This window comes from Methylobacterium sp. P3_A11 (assembly GCF_056403155.1).
The window spans coordinates 1-16,908 of the sequence record NZ_JBFUGA010000079.1 but is presented as its reverse complement, the minus strand read 5'-3'; the positions used below and the strand labels follow the sequence as shown (position 1 = coordinate 16,908).

The 16,908-nt window shown below is 65.2% G+C and carries 15 protein-coding genes and 2 pseudogenes; 9 read left to right on the top strand and 8 right to left on the bottom strand.

The window, feature by feature from the left end:
• Positions 1-450: 450 nt before the first annotated feature.
• On the bottom strand, positions 451-2,079 hold the full coding sequence (locus AC1DXK_RS21755; protein ID WP_457103728.1) for an AraC family transcriptional regulator: 1,629 nt from the start codon (positions 2,077-2,079) through the stop codon (positions 451-453).
• A gap of 585 nt (positions 2,080-2,664) precedes the next feature.
• On the opposite strand from AC1DXK_RS21755, the gene AC1DXK_RS21750 reads away from it, so the two are divergent.
• Positions 2,665-3,702, top strand: a complete 1,038-nt coding sequence (locus tag AC1DXK_RS21750) for a YihY/virulence factor BrkB family protein (protein ID WP_457103727.1) — start codon at positions 2,665-2,667, stop codon at positions 3,700-3,702.
• A 223-nt stretch (positions 3,703-3,925) separates the two neighbouring features.
• On the opposite strand, the gene AC1DXK_RS21745 is transcribed toward AC1DXK_RS21750, so the two are convergent.
• The gene (locus AC1DXK_RS21745; RefSeq protein WP_457104053.1) at positions 3,926-4,627 is read right to left on the bottom strand and encodes a helix-turn-helix transcriptional regulator; all 702 of its coding nucleotides are present in this window, start codon (positions 4,625-4,627) and stop codon (positions 3,926-3,928) included.
• 91 nt (positions 4,628-4,718) lie between these two features.
• On the opposite strand from AC1DXK_RS21745, the gene AC1DXK_RS21740 reads away from it, so the two are divergent.
• From AC1DXK_RS21740 to AC1DXK_RS21725, 4 genes are all read left to right on the top strand, one after another.
• A complete protein-coding gene (locus AC1DXK_RS21740) occupies positions 4,719-5,126 on the top strand; it encodes a VOC family protein (protein WP_477299042.1) in 408 nt (135 codons plus the stop codon).
• A gap of 379 nt (positions 5,127-5,505) precedes the next feature.
• Positions 5,506-5,835 carry a sugar transferase gene (locus AC1DXK_RS21735; RefSeq protein WP_457103726.1) on the top strand — a complete coding sequence of 110 codons (330 nt, stop codon included), beginning with the start codon at positions 5,506-5,508 and terminating at the stop codon, positions 5,833-5,835.
• Positions 5,836-6,132: 297 nt separating this feature from the next.
• Positions 6,133-6,333 (top strand): hypothetical protein, encoded by a 201-nt coding sequence (locus AC1DXK_RS21730; protein ID WP_457103725.1) that lies wholly within the window; start codon positions 6,133-6,135, stop codon positions 6,331-6,333.
• Between the two features lie 328 nt (positions 6,334-6,661).
• Positions 6,662-7,117, top strand: a complete 456-nt coding sequence (locus AC1DXK_RS21725) for a sigma-70 family RNA polymerase sigma factor (protein ID WP_457103724.1) — start codon at positions 6,662-6,664, stop codon at positions 7,115-7,117.
• A gap of 57 nt (positions 7,118-7,174) precedes the next feature.
• Here the strand turns inward: AC1DXK_RS21725 and AC1DXK_RS21720 are convergent, their stop codons facing one another.
• From AC1DXK_RS21720 to AC1DXK_RS21710, 3 genes are read right to left on the bottom strand one after another with little or no spacing between them, the layout of a single operon-like run.
• Positions 7,175-9,292, bottom strand: coding sequence for a DNA polymerase III subunit gamma/tau domain-containing protein (locus tag AC1DXK_RS21720; RefSeq protein ID WP_477299031.1), 2,118 nt, complete (start codon positions 9,290-9,292; stop codon positions 7,175-7,177).
• Between the two features lie 38 nt (positions 9,293-9,330).
• Entirely contained in the window at positions 9,331-10,692 is a 1,362-nt protein-coding gene (locus AC1DXK_RS21715) for an HlyD family type I secretion periplasmic adaptor subunit (protein ID WP_457103722.1), read from the bottom strand.
• 3 nt (positions 10,693-10,695) lie between these two features.
• The gene (locus AC1DXK_RS21710; RefSeq protein WP_457103721.1) at positions 10,696-12,459 is read right to left on the bottom strand and encodes a type I secretion system permease/ATPase; all 1,764 of its coding nucleotides are present in this window, start codon (positions 12,457-12,459) and stop codon (positions 10,696-10,698) included.
• Positions 12,460-12,823: 364 nt separating this feature from the next.
• Here AC1DXK_RS21710 and AC1DXK_RS21705 point away from each other — a divergent pair, with 364 nt between their 5' ends.
• The gene (locus AC1DXK_RS21705) at positions 12,824-13,150 is read left to right on the top strand and encodes a helix-turn-helix domain-containing protein (protein WP_457103720.1); all 327 of its coding nucleotides are present in this window, start codon (positions 12,824-12,826) and stop codon (positions 13,148-13,150) included.
• Between the two features lie 72 nt (positions 13,151-13,222).
• Here AC1DXK_RS21705 and AC1DXK_RS21700 read toward each other — a convergent pair whose 3' ends face one another.
• On the bottom strand, positions 13,223-13,489 hold the full coding sequence (locus tag AC1DXK_RS21700) for a hypothetical protein (protein WP_457103719.1): 267 nt from the start codon (positions 13,487-13,489) through the stop codon (positions 13,223-13,225).
• A gap of 417 nt (positions 13,490-13,906) precedes the next feature.
• Between AC1DXK_RS21700 and AC1DXK_RS21695 the strand changes: the two genes are divergently transcribed.
• Entirely contained in the window at positions 13,907-14,581 is a 675-nt protein-coding gene (locus AC1DXK_RS21695) for a sigma-70 family RNA polymerase sigma factor (RefSeq protein WP_457104051.1), read from the top strand.
• 141 nt (positions 14,582-14,722) lie between these two features.
• Here AC1DXK_RS21695 and AC1DXK_RS21690 read toward each other — a convergent pair whose 3' ends face one another.
• A complete protein-coding gene (locus tag AC1DXK_RS21690) occupies positions 14,723-14,947 on the bottom strand; it encodes a hypothetical protein (protein WP_457103718.1) in 225 nt (74 codons plus the stop codon).
• 232 nt (positions 14,948-15,179) lie between these two features.
• Here AC1DXK_RS21690 and arsH point away from each other — a divergent pair.
• Both arsH and AC1DXK_RS21680 read left to right on the top strand, forming a co-directional pair.
• Positions 15,180-15,737, top strand: a pseudogene (gene arsH, locus AC1DXK_RS21685) (arsenical resistance protein ArsH); the annotation flags it as partial.
• Between the two features lie 105 nt (positions 15,738-15,842).
• Positions 15,843-16,115: a hypothetical protein gene (locus AC1DXK_RS21680; RefSeq protein ID WP_457103717.1), complete on the top strand. Its 273-nt coding sequence runs from the start codon at positions 15,843-15,845 to the stop codon at positions 16,113-16,115.
• A 581-nt stretch (positions 16,116-16,696) separates the two neighbouring features.
• Here AC1DXK_RS21680 and AC1DXK_RS21675 read toward each other — a convergent pair.
• A pseudogene (locus tag AC1DXK_RS21675) lies at positions 16,697-16,908 on the bottom strand (IS481 family transposase); the annotation flags it as partial.

Sequence of the window (16,908 nt, the reverse complement as noted above, 5' to 3'; positions counted from 1 at the left end):
GGCTCGCGACATGGCACTTCCTTAGGTCTGGAGCTGGCGCGACCCAGACCTACAAGCTGAGCTGTCGCAGCGTCTGCTTCGGAGATGTCGCCCCAACCAACTGAATGACCAGGTTGGGCGCCAAGCCAAACGTCCGGTTCTGCGCGCGATAGCGAACCGGTGTGACGGAGTCTGGCCGTAAGTGGAACGGCCGCTTCGGAGACGGTCGGCCGGAAAAGCAGACGGCCTCCTAACGACCCAAGTCGGCCCTACTGACGGCCGTTGGCGTTTCCCGAAAGCCGCCATTCGTCGGCCACTCGGTAACTTCGGCTTGGAGTGGTGAGCCGTCATTGAGTTGCCGCCCGAGAGCAGACATTCAGCCTTGCCAATTGCCGACGCACAGAAAGCTTGGCCGAGCCCGCCGAAGCGGGCGTCGAACTTCACGGTGCGGTCAACCAGAGCTTTCGCGATTCATCGTGAGCAGCGCTGGTAGCCGACCCCGATCGTATCCTGGTCATTGTAGTAGCGCTTGAGAGCCCCGGCCGCAGGCGCCATGAGAACCCTGACCTCGTTACCAGCCACGGCATTCATGCAGTCAAGGAGGAGAAGCTGGCGATCCCCGACTGGCCGGACCGACTTGATTTGGCACGATGCCATCGGGGTTCTCAGACGCCTGCCAGAAATCATGAAGGCGGGCGCGAAGATATCGACCGGTTTCTTGAACGCMGTCGCCTTTCCGTCGGAGGCATAGACATCCGCGCAGCCGCGTCCATCCAACACCCAGGTACCCTGATATTCCGACAAGCCGGCCTGAACCGCCCATGCGTCCGGCGTTCCGGCCAAGATGGCAAGGCCTAGCCCGAGCGCAACGGCCGCAATGACACGCTCGGTTCTCATCGAGGCCCCTTTTGTTGCCAAATCAGCCGCTTTGACCGTCACACACGGCTTGCTCGCCCGGGATGATGAGCGTGGGTTCTCCGGTCTGTTTTGGGCATTCGGGAGCCTAGCTGCGTCCGATGGCTGATTCTCGCGCCGCCACGCGCTTGGCGTCATGGCCGCCCAGCGTCGGAAGGCATGTGTGAAGCCGGCGGGTTCGGAGAAATTCAGGACCGTTGAAATCTGCGTCACGCTCATGCTGGTGTCAGCCAAGAGTTGCCGTGCCACTTGGAACTGTGCCTCGTCGGCGAGTTTCGTGAACGTCGTTCCCTGGGCTTTCAGGCGGCGACTCAAGGTGCGTCGCGTGACCAGCCGCATGCGCGCCATACGCTCTGCATGGCAGCGCTGCCGGGTTACCTGGGTCCGAAGGTATTGGCGAAGCTCATCGGTGAAACTGGATGACTGCTTAAACTCAAGCTGGCTAACGTGGTCTTCTGCGCTCTGGCGGACAGTGAGGTCTGCACCGGCAATACGCTGCTCAAGAAGCTCGGCCGAAAACACTAAGGCAGCAGCCTCTTGATCAAACCGGACGGGCGCTTTGAAGAACTGGTCATAGACGGTTGTGTCGCGCGGCTGATAGCGCGGAAGCAGAACCTCCTCCGGAGCCCACTTAGACCCACACAGCGCCCGAAGCACGTTGGTCATCGTGGCGAGCGCTCTCTCTGAATGGATGGCAGCGCTCCCGGCTTCTGGACCATAGGGGGCGTAGCTCAGGACAGTGATGTCGCTGTCGATGCCAAGCCCGACCACCGCGCCCCAGTTCTGCGTACCACAGTGCGCTTCGAGAGCCCGCAAGGCGTCGCCGACGGTGTCCGAGTGGCGCATCAGCAAGCCCAACCATCCCAGCGAAGCCAGGGTGGCGCGCTGGCCGACGAGCAGCCCGAGATGAGGACAGTTCGTCCGCTCGGCTCCGAGGGCGATCAGGCGGCCGAGGGTGACATAGGGGACGAGCTTGCCGCTATCGAAGAGGCTGGGATCAAGCCCTAATTCGGCGAGGAGGTCGTGGGGATCGGCACCAAGTTCGACAAGGGCAGTGTAAATCGCCTGCCCAACCCCAGGACGGCTCAAGGCAACAGCGAACGGCTTCCCGTTGGCGCTGGGATCTTGGTCTCCCGCTGTCCAGCCTGATTGTCCGGGCGAGCCTGCCGACACAGAAGACGACATGGGCCTTCCTGTTCGAACGCCGAACTGGCGTAAGCGGCACAGTATACTGAGGTCAAGCCGGATGACTTGATCAAACGGGACACCGCCAAAGCGCGAATGGGCGAGCTGGGTACTCCAGTGCCGCTCAGACCGCCGGCAAGCAGACCATCAAAAGGTCCGCTTAGGGTCGGAAGTGGGCGAGGCAGTCACGTCCGCTTCGATGCCTTTCTGCTCGTAAGCGGACCGCCGGCAATCCACCCGCTGCAGTCATAACCCGCTGTCGGTCATGCGGCCGGAAAACGGACCTTTCCGCGGTCGGCAGAGAGTCGGGAGCGGATTTGACTCGAATACGAAACGCCGTCCATCCAAGCAGATAGGAGCCGAGATGGGCATGCCGTTTAGTGACGGCGTTGCTGCTTGCATGACGTCATCACGCCCGTTGGCAGAGAAGCCTTCGGCCTCAAGCGTTCTGGAGCGGGCCGCTCTCACAGGTGAGACCCATCAGCCATAGGCACACGGAAACCTCGAACGATGGGCCTATTGGCCCATTGAGGGGAAGGTGGCTAAGCTCGACATAGAGCCCGCTTTCGCACTGTGAGCCGTCTCATGAACCGAGAAGAGGCAGACGGTGATGATTGGCGTTCGGTAAGCACGCGTGTTCCCGATGAGGAAACAATCAGGATAGCGAAAGAGCGGGCTCGTGAGCCTGGCCATGGCCGCTCTGCGGCCCAGCCGTCCGAAATACCTCCCGCTGGATGGCGGGACATTCTTAAGAGGGTCTTCTGGGCGGTCCCTCGCGACCGTGTTCTCTCAACGGCTGGTGGCGTTGCCTTCTTCGCCCTTCTGTCCACGTTCCCAGGCATCGCGACGATCGTATCACTCTACAGCTTGTTCGCAGATCCTGCTGTTATTGGCCAGCACTTAAGCGTGCTCAAAGGGGTCCTACCCGACGGCGTTCTCGATCTGATTGCGGCCCAGCTTCAGCACGTTGCCCAACAGGGCACAGGGACCCTCAGCACGGCCTCACTGCTCAGCTTCTTCATCGCCTTTTGGAGCGCCAACTCAGGGGTTGTCGCCCTCTTCGACGCACTGAACGTCATCTATCGGGAGCGCGAGAATCGAACCCTGGTGCGTGTTTACGCGACCACCTTCCTGTTCACGACGACCGGAGCCATCGTCACAGTGGCCGCTATCGGCATCGTGGTGGGCGTTCCCATTCTTCTGAACGAGATCGGCTTTGGTGCACGAACGGAGACAGTGATCCGGATCATGCGTTGGCCAGCCCTGATCTTCCTCGTTAGCCTCGGCCTTTCGCTTGTCTATCGATATGGCCCAAGCCGTCGTGAGGCAAAGTGGAGATGGGTCAGTTGGGGTAGTGCCGTTGCGGCGAGCGGATGGGTAGGCGCGTCGGCCGTATTCTCTTGGTATGTCGCAACCTTCGACAGCTATAACCGAATTTATGGCTCTCTCGGAGCTGGCATTGGCTTCATGTCCTGGATCTGGATCTCGATAGTCATCGTCCTTCTTGGTGCTGAACTGAACTCCGAGATGGAACGGCAGACGGCGCGGGATAGCACCGTTGGACAACCGAGGCCGTTGGGATCTCGAAAGGCATTTGCCGCCGACACGGTCGGGCAACCTTAGGGTCTGAACTCACCAGCTTGGCCATTCTATGGGCGGCTTCCGACCCAACCCAGCCGCTCGGACCGTCGTTGGCGCTTCTCCAAAGCGGTCGTTCCTCAGCCGTCCGCCAACTTCGGCTCGGGGTGGGGAGCAGACCTTGGCTCTTTGCCGGGAAGCGGACGTACCGCATCCGACCCGGCCTCGCCGTTCTGAATGTTTCGCGCTACGACCCACAGCCAGATATTCAGGGCAGGCGAACGCCGCGCTCGATCTCGAAGTGGCGCTTCCAATCTCGCCGGAGATCGCCGGTCCGTCGCTCGAAGCGTTCATCGAGAAAGACCGCTGCCTCGATGCGGTCGGCCCGGAAATGGCGGAAGGCTTGCCGGAGTTCGCACCACGCGGCAAGCAGGCGGATGGTATCGGCGTAGCCGACGATCACCGGCCAGATGACGCGCTCGTTCGTGCGGCCAGCCTCATCGCGGTAGTGGATGCGCACCTTGTACCCCGCGCGGATCGCAGCACGCAGCCGGGCCATATCGAGCCCATCGACGGACCTGTCGCGGGCGAGAGTAGCGCCGACGCTCGGATCCGCGATGAACGGGCGCAGATGGTCGGGTACAACGTGCGCGATCTTCACGAGCAGATCGCGCGCCGCGCTTGCAAGCCCCGGATCACCCCGATCCGCGACCCACTGCGCGCCAAGCACTGCCGCCTCCAATTCGTCGGCGCTAAGCATCAGCGGCGGCATGTCGTAGTCGCGGTCGAGGACGTAGCCGATCCCTGCTTCTCCCCGGATCGGCACGCGCTGCGCGATTAAATCTGCCACGTCGCGGTAGACCGTGCGGACCGTCACTTCGAGTTCGGCGGCCAGCATCGAGGCCGTGGTCGGCCTCACCGAGCGGCGCAGGATTTGGATGATCTGAAACAGGCGATCTGCGCGACGCATCGGCTCATCCATGCTGACAGGATGGTGTCAGCAGGGTTCAGTTACGCCCATCTCCGGCGGTCGCAAAGCCGCGCTTGCTCAGGAGAACGAAGTGCATCTCGCCTCTACCCGTATCATTACCGCCGATGTCGACCGTCTGGTCGGGTTCTACGAAGCCGTGACGGGGCTTGCCGCCACGCGCTACACGCCTGACTTTGCCGAGATCCACACGCCGGGCGCGACGCTGGCGATCGGGAGCACGCGCACCTTAGCCTTGTTCGGTGGCGACAATGTCGCAGAGGCCGCAGCCAATCGAAGCGCGATCATCGAGTTTCGGGTTGGCGACGTGGATGTAGAACACGCGCGGCTCACGTCTGGCATCGACGTGGCGGTGGTGCAGCCGCCAACGACGATGCCGTGGGGCAACCGCTCGATCTTGCTGCGCGATCCGGACGGCACGCTCGTCAACCTGTTCACCCCAGTCGCGGCGGAAGCCAAGCAGCGCCTTGATCAACGCTGATACGGCGAGAAGCGTATCCTCTGCCGTCCGCTTCTCGCCCAAAGACACGCGAAAGCGGACCGGCAGAAAAACACCCAGCCCAGTCGTCTGACGCTGCTTCACGAGAGCCTAAGAGCGGACGCTCCCAGGTTCCGCAAAGGGTCGTGACTGGGCACTCAGGCGATGCCGCTTCCATCGATTACTGCCCGAAAGCGGACCGGCGGCAATCCACCCATCTGAGACGTTCAGGCAGGCGCTTCGTGGTGGCAGATGCTGGCCGCAAGCGGAATGGCCGCTTCGGAGTGGGCATACCGCAAAAGCGGACGCTTACTCCGATCCAACTAGGGCCCTCAGTTGACTCGAAGCAGCCTGGGCGGCCAAGCGCGGGCTGGACATCACTGTGGCGGCCAGCGCGCTGTTCCTGCTGCTGCCGCTCTTGCTGCTGATTGCCGGTCTGGTGTTTGCCGGAGACCGCAACCCGCCGATCCACCGGCACGTGCGCGTGGGCCGTCACAGGCGCCGCTTCGGTTGCTTAAGGTTCCGCTCCGTAATCACCGACGGCGGGGCGGTGCTGACCGCACATCTTTCCGCTAACCCGCAGTCCCGGGCCGAATGGGCCGCCACGAACGAGTTCACCGACGACCCGCGCATCACCACCATCGGTGAGGTGCTGCACCGGACCTCGCTCGACGAGTTCCCCAACTCTGGAAACTGCTGCGCGGCGAGATGAGCCGGTATCGCTGCCCGCACCGGAGGCTCAGCGCATCGAAATGGGAGAGGGTCAACTCGTCAGCGACACGGGCGGCGTGCGGGTGAGCTTCGGCCTAAAGGGCTGGGCGATCCTGACCGCCTGACCAGCGGTCCGAAGGAACCCTGCTCCGGCCCCGTCAACCGAGCGGGGCGTCGATCACGCCCGGATGTTGCGGTGGGTGGGCAGCGAGCGTGCCCCTATGAAGCGGGTTGACGTTGCCACGATGGCAAGGTGCAGCGTTGCCGCCGGGACCGCTGAGCTGAGAGGAGACGTCCTGTGAAAAGCCTGTTCGTGACCACTGCCGCCCTGCTAATGCTCAGTGCGGCCCCCGCCTTGGCCATGAGCTGCTGTGGCGGAGGCAAAGGCGCGATGATGTGCGGAAAGAACAGCATGGCGACGAGCCATACCGGCAAGGTCAAGAAGGGCAGCTGCTGGTGCGAGGGCATGAATGGCCGCAACATGAGCAGGCGCATCTAAACGACGCCACAACGCTCCGTATCCACGCCGGCCTGACCAGCGGTCTGCTTCACGGTGCGAGAGGCAGGTGAAAAGAGCTGTGCCTTTCGCCCCTCATCCCCTCCCGGCCTTGTCGATACGCATGCTTCAACGTCCGGGGATAATCGGGAATGGTCGCCACAGCGGCGTCCGCTTCATCCAGCACGCGCCGGGAAGCCGACAGGCGCACCACCACCTTCAACGGGTGGCAGCAGAACGCCGGGCGCGTATGCGCAGCTAGCCATACAGCAAACCTCTATCGTATACTCGCTGTACGATTTTGCATGGTGAGATCAGGATCAATCACCCCATGCCGCTCCATCCAGATACCCATTCACAGCCCTGCGCTGATGAAAGCGGAACGCCGCCGCATCCGAAGGTCGAAGGTCGGCCGGACTTGCCGCGCGCCCAAACCTGCACCGCGGACCTTCGCCTGCACAGCCTGCATGGGCAGATCGATCGGGCGGATGCGGAGCCGGCGCCTGACCCGGACGTGTTTCGCGATGACCTTCTGCGGCTGCTGCCCGAACTAAGGCACTTTGCGAGATCGGTCACGCAGGCGGCAGAGAAGGCCGAAGACCTCGTCCAAGAGACGCTTCTCAGGGCTTGGCAGAGCCAGGATCAATACCGCTCGAGCAACGACTTGAAGGCATGGGCCTTCGCGATGATGCGGAACAGCATCTTGTCCCACAGGCGCGACATGGACCGCGAACTCCCCGATCCGGGCATGGCCGCCGCAGAGCGACCGGCCGGCTCCGTTAATTAAGGGTCCACGTCCAGCCGGCTCTGAAGCTCCCGAGCGGTCGCGTGCTCGACCGCGCCATCAGGAGTGCAGATCGATGTGGTGCGCGTTCGTGCCCTGATCCGAAAGCCCGATCAGCTCGACGTTGCCATGCGACCCAGCCTCGGCCGGTGTGTGGCTTGGCGCGGCAGCAAGCCCGCGCTGGCCATCGGATGAGAACACGAGGTTTCCGGCTGGGTCGACCTGCGCTGCCAGCGGCTGCGCCTGACTCTGCCCACCGGCATGGGATGTCTGGCTGACGGAGGACGGCTGACCACCGCTCACGGCGGGCGATGCGCCCGAACCTGGCGGATCAACCGGCTGCCCGGAGCTTATGTGCGGCCCAGGATCTGCCGCCGCAGCAGTGTTGGCGTGAGGCGCGCCCTGAGCCTCGGTGCCGGGTTGGACGTGCCCTGGATCCGCGCCGTTCGCATCGGCCTGCGATGCGCCGGACTGATGGCTCGCGTTCGCGCCGTTGGCCCTACCATGACCCTCGGCGCCGTGCGTGGCTGATCCGGCCTCCTTGAGCTGACCCGGTGCCTCGCCGCTCTTGCCGGGTGTCTCGCTGGCTTGAGCAGAGCCTGGATCCGTGCCACTCGCATCGGCCTGCGATGCGCCGGCCTGATGGCCCGCGTTCGCGCCGTTGGCCGCACCGTGACCCTCGGTACCATGGGTGACCGATCCGGCCTCCTTGAGCTGACCCGGTGCCTCGCCGCTCTTGCCGGGCGACCCGTCGGCCTGAGCAGAGCCTGGATCCGCGCCGTTCGCATCGGCCTGCGACGCGCCGGACTGATGGCCCGCATTCGTGCCGTTGGCGCCGCCATGACCCTCGGCGCCGGGCCGGTTTTGATCCGGCTCGCTTCTGCCGGGATGAGCCGGATCTCCAACCGCGTTCGCGGCACTCAAGGCCTCTCCCTCTGGAGCGGGGCCGCCCCGAGCGGCGTGCTCCTGTCCCCCGGTCCCGTCCTCCCTCCGCGCAGGCGCCAAACGAGTCAGGTCGGCCTGCGTCGTCGCAGTGACCCCGTCGATCGGCGATGACGGCGTCTCGGGCGCTGAATGCCCGATTGTCTGCGCTGCGCTCTGATGCTGAGACGCGGTCTCACCATTTGTGGCGGGCGACGGGCCCGCCTGCCCCGCACCGTCGGCGCTGCCCGATGCGGCCGCACCGGCGTCCGACCAGGCCTCCGGGGACGTTGACGACCCTGCGGTTCGGGGTGTGCCCGCCTCCGCCGCTTGGGCCGATGCCTGATATGCGGGCTCCAGGCCTGCCCAGGCAGGACCGTGCACGAGCGTCGGATGTCCCGGACCGATGGCTCTGACATCGGTGCTGCCCGGTTGGGAGGGCGCGGCCGAAATCGGCTCGGCCGTCGTGGAACCGGCAGTCCCGCTCGCTGCCTGGCCGCTCGCGCCGGACGTGAGCGGCACACCCGCGCTCGCGGTGCGGATCGCCTCGCCTGCGGGCACCGGGACGCTGCCCTGCTCCCACGAGGCGACAGCGTTGCCGCCCGCTGAGCCGAAGGACAGGCCCGGCTCCGTCGCCGGCTCGCCATGGTCGGCAGCGAAGGCATCGGCCGCGAAGACCATCGCGGAGAACACGATGACGCCGAACTGCTTGCGATGGCTGTCGCGCTCATCGGCGTCGCCGGAATCTCCGGCGCCCGCCGCCCGGTGCTGGAGCGTCTGGCCCGATGGACCGGCCGGAACCGGGCCGTCGCCCGCGTGCTCTTGGTCAGCCGCGAACGCGTTATGGGGTGACAGGCTCAAAGCCGCAGCCGCGACGAGAGCGGCGAGCAGGGCGGCCGGATGGACCGAGAGCTTCGTTCCGTCGGCTCCTTGCGGGATTGGAAGGAGTTCCGGGTAGCGCTGGGCGACTTGGTTGATCAGGACACGGAAGTCGCTGCCCCGCATCGGGCTGTCCAAGACTTCGGAGGCAATGAAGTAGCTGCCGTCGATCCGGGCGAAATGCATGATCGCGTCGCCGTCGGGCCGGCAGAAGACGAACCAGGGCTCCGCCTCGTCGCTCAGACCCTGCTCGCTGCCGATCTGCAGGCCGGCCCGGATCAGCGCGGCCTCGACGCGGTAGAACTCCGCGAGCTCCTGCTGCGACCAGCCGCCCTGGCTGGTCGATGCGGGCCGGAAGAAGGAGATGACCGCACCCATTGGGACCTCACTTCCGCACGTGGACTGACGAACAGGCTTTAACGCTCATGGAAACCGTGTCCGAGGGCTTCGAAGAACGGCGCAACCAGATAGTCGAGCGCCGTGCGCTCGCCGGCTGACACGACGATCTCGGTAGGCAGGCCCGCCAGGAGACGGGGCCGTACGTCGTCCGGCAATTGGTGATCGTCGATCTCGACCGTGCCGGCAAAGTAAGGCTGCTTCGTCCCCTCATCGAGCAGGCGATCGCGCGAGACCAGGGTCAGCGTTCCGAAGATGGCGGGCGTGCGGCGCGTCTGGAAGGCCGGGAACTTGACCTCGGCGCGCATGCCGGCATGGACGGCCTCCAGATCGTTCGGCGCGAACTGGACGCTGATCACGAGCCGGTCGTTGGTCGGGACGATCTCCATCAGCGGCTCGCCGGAGCGGATCACCTGCCCGATCGTGTAGACCTTCAATCCCTGGATGACGCCCTGATGCGAGGCCCGGACCTCGTGCCGCCGGAGAATATCCTGGGCAACGATCAGCTTCTCGCGCAGTTCGGAACTCTTCTGACGGACGTCCAGAAGCTGTGCCGTTAGTGTCTCCTGGAGCTTCTGCTTGAGTTGCGCCGCCTGCATCCCCGCCTCGTTGATGCCGTTCTGCGCCTTGGCGGTCTCGGCCACGGACCGCCCGATCACACCCGCGAGGCGTGCGTGCTCCCGCTCCATCATCAGGACGCGGGAGAGCGGGATGAGGTTCTTCTCGCGCAGGCCGCGCAGGCCTTCCAGCTCCTGCTGGATCAGGGCGACCTGTTGCTCGACCGAGGCCTTCTCGACCGCGAGCCCGGCGATCTCGGTCTTCAGCTGCGTGACGCGCGCCTGAATGAGCCCAAGCTGTGCGTGAAACGACGCGCGCCGCTCCGACAGCTGACTGGCTTGGTCGTCGATCATGCGGGCCACGGCCCGGTCATTCCGTCGCGACGCGATCTCCGGCGGCAGGACCAGATCCGGCGCCTGCTCCTGCTCGGCGCGCAACCGCGCCTCGAGGATTAGGGCCGCGTCGAGCTGGCCGCGGAGCAAATCGTTGCTGGCGCGCGATTGCACGGGATCGATGCGGAGCAGGACGTCGCCCGCGTGGACGGTCTGCCCGTCCCGCACCAGCACCTCCTGCACGATGCCGCCTTCGAGATGCTGCACCACCTTGCGGCTGCCTTCCGCGACGATGATGCCGGGACTGATGACCGCCCGGTCGAGGCGCGCAGTGGCGGCCCAGCTCCCGACGACGCCGAACGTCGCGACGATCACGGCGTAGCCGGCGACGGCGTACACGCGCCAGTTGGTCGGACCGCCGCCCGCCCGCTCCACGTCAGGCGTGCGCTGCGGGGGCGACAGGCTCGGCATCGCAGCTCGCGAGAGGGTCATCGCCTATCCCGCGCTCCGCTGCACCTCGGAATCCCGGCGGCCCTGGGACGCCGGGGGAGCGGCAGGCGGCACCAGGGTCGGGACCGGGCGCGGGCCGGTGATCTGTGACAGAACCTGCTCCGCGGCGCCGTCGGTCTGCAAGGTGCCCCCGCTCATGAGCAGGACGCGGTCAGCCTCGGCCAGCAGGCTCACCTTGTGGGTCACGATCACCACCGTCGTGCCCGACTGCCTCAGCTCCGCCACGGCCCGCATCAGCGCGGCCTCGCCGACTTGGTCGAGACTCGCATTCGGCTCGTCCAGCACCAACAAGCTCGGCTCACCGTAGAGAGCGCGGGCCAGCGCGATGCGCTGACGCTGGCCGCCGGACAATCCGTGCCCGTCCCGCCCGATCACCGTGTTGTACCCGTCCGGAAGGGACTGGATGAGCTCGTGACAGCCCGCCTTCCGGGCCACCGCGATGACGCGCGCGTCGTCCTCGGCGGCGAACCGCGCGATGTTCTGCGCCACCGTGCCGTCGAACAGCTCCACGTCCTGGGGCAGGTAGCCGACGTGCTGGCCGAGCGCCTGCTTGTCCCAGTGACGCAAGTCGGAGCCGTCGATGCGCACGGTGCCGTCGAGCAGGGGCCAGACCCCGGTCAGGGCGCGCACGAGGGTCGACTTGCCGGCCGCACTCGGGCCGATGATGCCTACGAGGCTGCCGGGCTCGAGCCGGAAGCTCACCGCGCTGAGGATCGGCCGCGTCGAGCCGGGTGCCGCCACGGAGATATTCTCGACCTGGATCGAGCCCTGCGGGCGCGGCAGCATCAGGCGGCGGGTCTCCGGCCCGGCGACGTCGATGAGATCCGTCAGCCTCCGGTAGCTGGCGCGGGCGGCCGTGAAGCCCTTCCAGTTGCCCACGACGGCCTCGATCGGCGCGAGCGTGCGGCCGATGATGATCGACGCGGCGATCATCGACCCGGCGGAGATCTCGCGGCGGATGGCGAGGTACGCGCCCGCCCCCAGAACCAGGGTCTGCAGGAGCATGCGGACGAACTTCGTCCCGGCGACGATCAGGCCGGCGCGATCGCTCGCACGGGCCTGAAGGACCAGGACGTCGTCGTGGCGCCGACGCCAGAGACCGCGCAGCGACGCCAGCATGCCCATGGCCTGCAGCACTTCCCCGTTCCGGAAGACGGTGGCGGCCTGCTGCCCCGCTTCGCGCGAGGCCTGACTGGCAGCGTTGAGTGTCCAGCGCGTCGCGATCTCGGTGAGCAACGTCAGCCCAAGGATCGTGCCGCCGCCCATGAGCGCCATCCAGCCGAACCAAGGATGCAGCACGAAACAGGCGAGCAGAAAGATCGGGATCCAGGGCAGGTCGCAGAACGCCAGCATCCCGCTGCCGGTCAGGAACTCGCGCAGGACATCCACGTCGCGCAGCGCCGTGTCGTGGCGCGCGCCGGGCCGGATCAGCATGCCGCGGTGGGCGGCATCGAAGATCGGATCGGCGATCTCCCGATCGAAGATCACGCTGCCACGCACCAGAAGGCGCGACCGCAGCATGTCCAAGGTCGCGTAAACGGCAAGGCCGAACGCGGCGATCAGCGTAATCCCGATGAGCGTCGTTTCACTGCGGCTCGGAATGACGCGATCGTAGATCTGAAGCATGTACAGCGGGCTGACGAAGAGCAGCAGATTGATGAACAATCCGAAGATCACAGCCGTCGCTAGAACCGGTCGAAGCGCGCGCAGGCCGGTGGTCAAGGTCGACGGCAGTGAGTGATCGCCCATACTGCTTTCGTCCTGCAATCGACCGGCGCAATCAGCGGCCTTCAAAACCCAACGTCGCGAAGTCATCGCGCCGGCGACCACCGGACGCCGACCTCCGCACCCTTGAGCCAAGGGTCCGATCGTCGCCACGCCCGAGCGGCTGATCAGGAACACCATATGGCAGGCTGGCCACCGGCACCCTCTTCCATGTTGGTCCCCGAGATCGACATGATAGGGCCATTCGGAGGCATGCCAAGCATCTCGTCGCGGGAGCGACGACGTTCATCGGCCGGTGTCTGGACAGGGGATGGCCGTCGCAGCTATATGGCTTTTACTGTATAAGCACCGCGTGCAGCCGCGATCGCACGCAGGAAGGCAAAACCTCGTGTATGCGCATTACCAACGCCTGGACTCGGAGGAGGTGCTGGAGCTGCGTCGCGAAGGTGGGCGGTATCTGAAGGAATTGCGGGAAGCGCAGGGCCTGTCGCAACGGCAGCTCGCCGCTCTCGTGGGTGCGGAATACTATACGTTCATCTCGCAACTCGAGACGGGGCGCGGCCGCATTCCTCCGGATCGCTACCGGGCCTGGGCGGAGGCGCTGAAAATCGAGCCCCGGGAGTTCGTCCGTAACGTGATGCGCTTCTACGATCCGATGACGTACGAGATCCTGTTCGGCGATCTCACCGCCCAGGCCGGGGGCGACGAAGCTTAGGCCGTCGTTCGCCCTTGGGGCGCGGGTGCGTGGAAGAGCAGATTCCGAGGCGGACGGAGGCAAGGCCCACGCTCAAGACGTGGTTTGATCGGCATCGTGCGCCGTCTGCGATCCGAGGCGCGACGCCTCCTGCGACGTGCCGTCGGCCGACGATACTGGCGCACCAACCGCCGCCATCAGGATCCGTAACCCGTCGATCCAAACATCGACTTCGGCCCGCGTGACGCATCCAGAACGTTTGAAGACCTTGCCGGATGCGAGCGTCACGACAACATCGAAACGGCCGTCCGACCTGTCTTCGATTCGATAGACTACACTTTGTGGCATCGTCGCTGCCAAGAGGTTCCTTTTCGAACGACAACCCGAGCGATCCAAAACCGTCCCCGGCAGCGCCCCGATCGAGCGCCGTTCTCGACCAGCCCCTCGTTTGGCACGGCCCGAGGTCCGGGCATCGCTGAACGCGACGATCCTAGCGGCTCCTGCTCGTCTCACCAACCTCCGCTGCCGACCGAACGAAGCCACCACAAACGCACAGGCCTCACAGAACGATCCTCGGCTTGCAGGGTTAGATGTTCACTGTACAGTCAGGTGGCGGGGCCTATGGCAGAGGGTGGACGCTTGAAGACGCGCATTTCCGGGACGCCATCGCTGGATGGCCCATCGTTCCGCGCCGTCACGTCGGACGACGTGCACGATGGACCGGGGCTCGGCAGTACGGCGGATGTCCTGATAGGACATGTCTTGACCGACAGGTTGATGAGCGAAGGGTCGGCATCTGGCTGGCCGAAACCACCCGACTTCCTGGATACGGCCTCACTCCCTCCCGGTGTGCGGGATCATCTCGGCGCCCATCTGCGCGGCGCCTACGAAGCGCTGACATGGGCGCAGATACCGCAGCGTCTGCTTGATCTCGTGGCGCAGCTCGACGCCGCTCTGGAGGGGCAGAGCCGCGAGAGAGCCTTGTTCTTTCGCGCGGAGCTGACCAAAGCGCTTCCTGGGCTGCGCGCGTTCGCCTTAACGCTCATCAGCGACGCCTCGCGCGCCGACGACTTGGTGCAAGAGACCGTCCTGCGGGCCTGGGCTCACCAAAACCTGTTCGCAACAGGCTCGAACCTGAAGGCTTGGCTCTGCACCATCCTGCGCAACCAGTTCTACACCGAGTGCCGCAAGCGGAAGCGCGAGGTCGAGGATGTGGATGGCGCTGCCGCGGCGCAACTCATGGCTCCGGCGGCCCAAGAGCACGGTTCCGACCTGCAGACCGTCTGGTCCCATATCGGCAAGCTGCCCGAGCTTCAGCGCGAGGCATTGCTGCTCGTGGGCGCACAAGGCCTCACGTATGAGGCGGCCGCCGAGGTGATGGGGTGTCAGACCGGCACGGTGAAAAGCCGGGTGAGCCGCGCCCGAGCCGTGCTCGTCGCCGAGCTCGCGTAGGGTTTGCAACGCCCTCGTCGGAGACTTCGACACCGACGCGCTCGCGACCGGGATGACGGCCGCGAATCGGGATGGTTGAACGGCCGCGGTCTGGCAGCTGAGAATCCGGGGCAATCCGCGCCTGGCGTCTCGGATCCGGTCTCAGGCCAGATCGAGTTCGAGGACCAGATCCGTGAGGCAGAAGGCGATGCGGCAACTCGCCTCGCGGTCCGCGCACTCGGCACTGAAGCCGCCCGTGAAAGGCTCGCCCGCGTAGAGGCGCAGGACAGATTCGGCCATCAGGGCGGCCTTGTGCTCAGCGGCCGCGGTGAGGACGCGTCGGCCGTCGCGGGTTTCTAGCGTCACCCGGAACTGGTTGTGAGGCATCTCAGGGTGCTTCCCCGGCAAATGCAAGCACGACCACATTGAGTCCATCTATAGGCCCCTAACGGCCTAGGTGGGCAAACCGATCCAGCATCGTACAGTAAAATCAATACACGACTGGAGGCGAGTTCATCGTGATGGTCGGGGTGCTGGCATTGCCGCCCAGGCTTTCGACGGAGCGAGTGAGCTCGCGCCGCCAGACACCGCACGTATATCCGGCGCGAGACTGGCAAGGTTGGAGGCGATGGGCGGCGAGGTGCGGATCCACGATGCGCACAGCCTGCCGCTGCCGGACGACAGCACTGCCGACCACCCGAAGGTGCAGGAGCTCCGGCAACTTTCGATCTGGTCTGAGGGCCAGGTCTGGATTAGCCCCGAGCGGCACGGCAACATGGCCGGCGTCATGAAGGCCCAGGTCGACTGGTTGCCGCTCAGCGAGGGCTCCGTGCGACCGACGCACGGACGCACACTGGCGGTGATGCAGGTCTCGGGCGGATCGCAGAGCTTCAACGCGGTCAACAGCCTGCGGGTGCTGGGACGCTGGATGCGGATGATCACCATCCCGAACCAGTCGTCGATGCCGATGGCCTACAGGGAGTTCGACGATGCCGGGCGCAAGAAGCCGGGGCCACTGTACGACCGCGTGGTGGACGTCTGCGAAGAGCTGATGAAGTTCACGTTCTTGACCCGCGGGCGGGCCGAGTACCTCGTCGACCGCTATTCCGAGCGCAAGGAGCGCGAGCCCGAGCACCTCAAGGGCGCCTCTGCCGACATCGGATTCGTGAAGCGATAGGCGGCCGGCTCCACGTGCAGCAAGCCTCTGTCCTGGCCTAAGGATGACACTGTCGGCCGCCTTGCGGGCATAGCGGCCCTCGTCCAGCGGCTCGAAATACCGACCATGAAAGACTCGGACGTCCATCTTCTTCTTGAAGGTGCCTGGCGTCAGGGGCTCCTTGTGCAGGGTGGCGCCGCGGTGGGTCACGGCCCTGAGCTCCGGCAGGATCTCGGCCGGCGTCAGGAGGCCTCGCTCGACAGGGAACTCGGCTATCTCCTGCATGACACGGTCCCAGAACTCCTCGGCCTGGAAGCGGTCGAGCTTGTACTCGACCGTGTTAAGCCGGGATTAGACGCGCTGAACCTTCGCTTCGGCGACCTCGGCGCGGAGCAATAATAGGGCAGTATTCTCGGCAGAGAGCTTCTCAACGAGCGAGAACAGGTGCTCGCGGTCCTCGGTCTCCTCGGCGCGCAGGTCCTCCTGGGCCGCGCGCTCGCGCGAGAACCGGAGGGTGGCCCCACGCTTGGCCTGCTTACAGAGGTTCGTGGCCTGCGCTTGCCGGCGGGCTACCATCTCCTTCGACAAAATATTTTTGTGGCTGCTTTGGACTAGCGTAAGATTTCGGCTAAATGACCGCAAGGGGCGCCAAGCCGAACGTCCGGTTCCAGTCGCATCGGCGATCCAACGTGACGTAGTATGGTCGAAAGCGGAACGGCCGCTTCGAAGAAGTACCACTGGAAAATCGGACGCACTTAGCTCGACTTTGGTCAATTGGACGGTTCGTCGAGGGTGTGGGGGAAAGGCTGGTGGCGTCCCCGCCAAGAGACACCGCCATGCCGCCCCTAAGCGACAAAGGCGGGTGTAGATGCTGAGACCCACTCATGCGTGGTAGCTGTCGAGCGGGCGCTGAAGCCGGGTGGTAGTGGCGAGCGGCACTGAGCGCACATAATCAGCGGCTGCGCGTCATAGGGACCTGACTAGGTGTTCAGTCCCGAGGTGAGATGGGTTGGGTCGTATCTGAACCGGCCTGGGTCGTCTGCCCAGGCTCGGCAGGTCGCTTCGTATGGCGTGAGGCCGCGTAGGGTCTTGAGCCGCCGGGCGAAGTTGTAGGCATCCAGGAAAGCGGCGAGGTGTTCCCGCAGTTGGTCGTGGCTGTCGTAGTGGTAGCGCTTGACGGTCGCGTCCTTGA

Coding starts and splice junctions, on each gene's coding strand:
- AC1DXK_RS21750 (WP_457103727.1), top strand. CDS start 2,665: ATGAACCGAGAAGAGGCAGACGGTGATGATTGGCGTTCGGTAAGCACG.
- AC1DXK_RS21745 (WP_457104053.1), bottom strand. CDS start 4,627: ATGCGTCGCGCAGATCGCCTGTTTCAGATCATCCAAATCCTGCGCCGC.
- AC1DXK_RS21725 (WP_457103724.1), top strand. CDS start 6,662: ATGCCGCTCCATCCAGATACCCATTCACAGCCCTGCGCTGATGAAAGC.
- AC1DXK_RS21720 (WP_477299031.1), bottom strand. CDS start 9,292: ATGGGTGCGGTCATCTCCTTCTTCCGGCCCGCATCGACCAGCCAGGGC.
- AC1DXK_RS21715 (WP_457103722.1), bottom strand. CDS start 10,692: ATGACCCTCTCGCGAGCTGCGATGCCGAGCCTGTCGCCCCCGCAGCGC.
- AC1DXK_RS21710 (WP_457103721.1), bottom strand. CDS start 12,459: ATGGGCGATCACTCACTGCCGTCGACCTTGACCACCGGCCTGCGCGCG.
- AC1DXK_RS21695 (WP_457104051.1), top strand. CDS start 13,907: ATGAGCGAAGGGTCGGCATCTGGCTGGCCGAAACCACCCGACTTCCTG.
- AC1DXK_RS21690 (WP_457103718.1), bottom strand. CDS start 14,947: ATGCCTCACAACCAGTTCCGGGTGACGCTAGAAACCCGCGACGGCCGA.
- AC1DXK_RS21680 (WP_457103717.1), top strand. CDS start 15,843: ATGAAAGACTCGGACGTCCATCTTCTTCTTGAAGGTGCCTGGCGTCAG.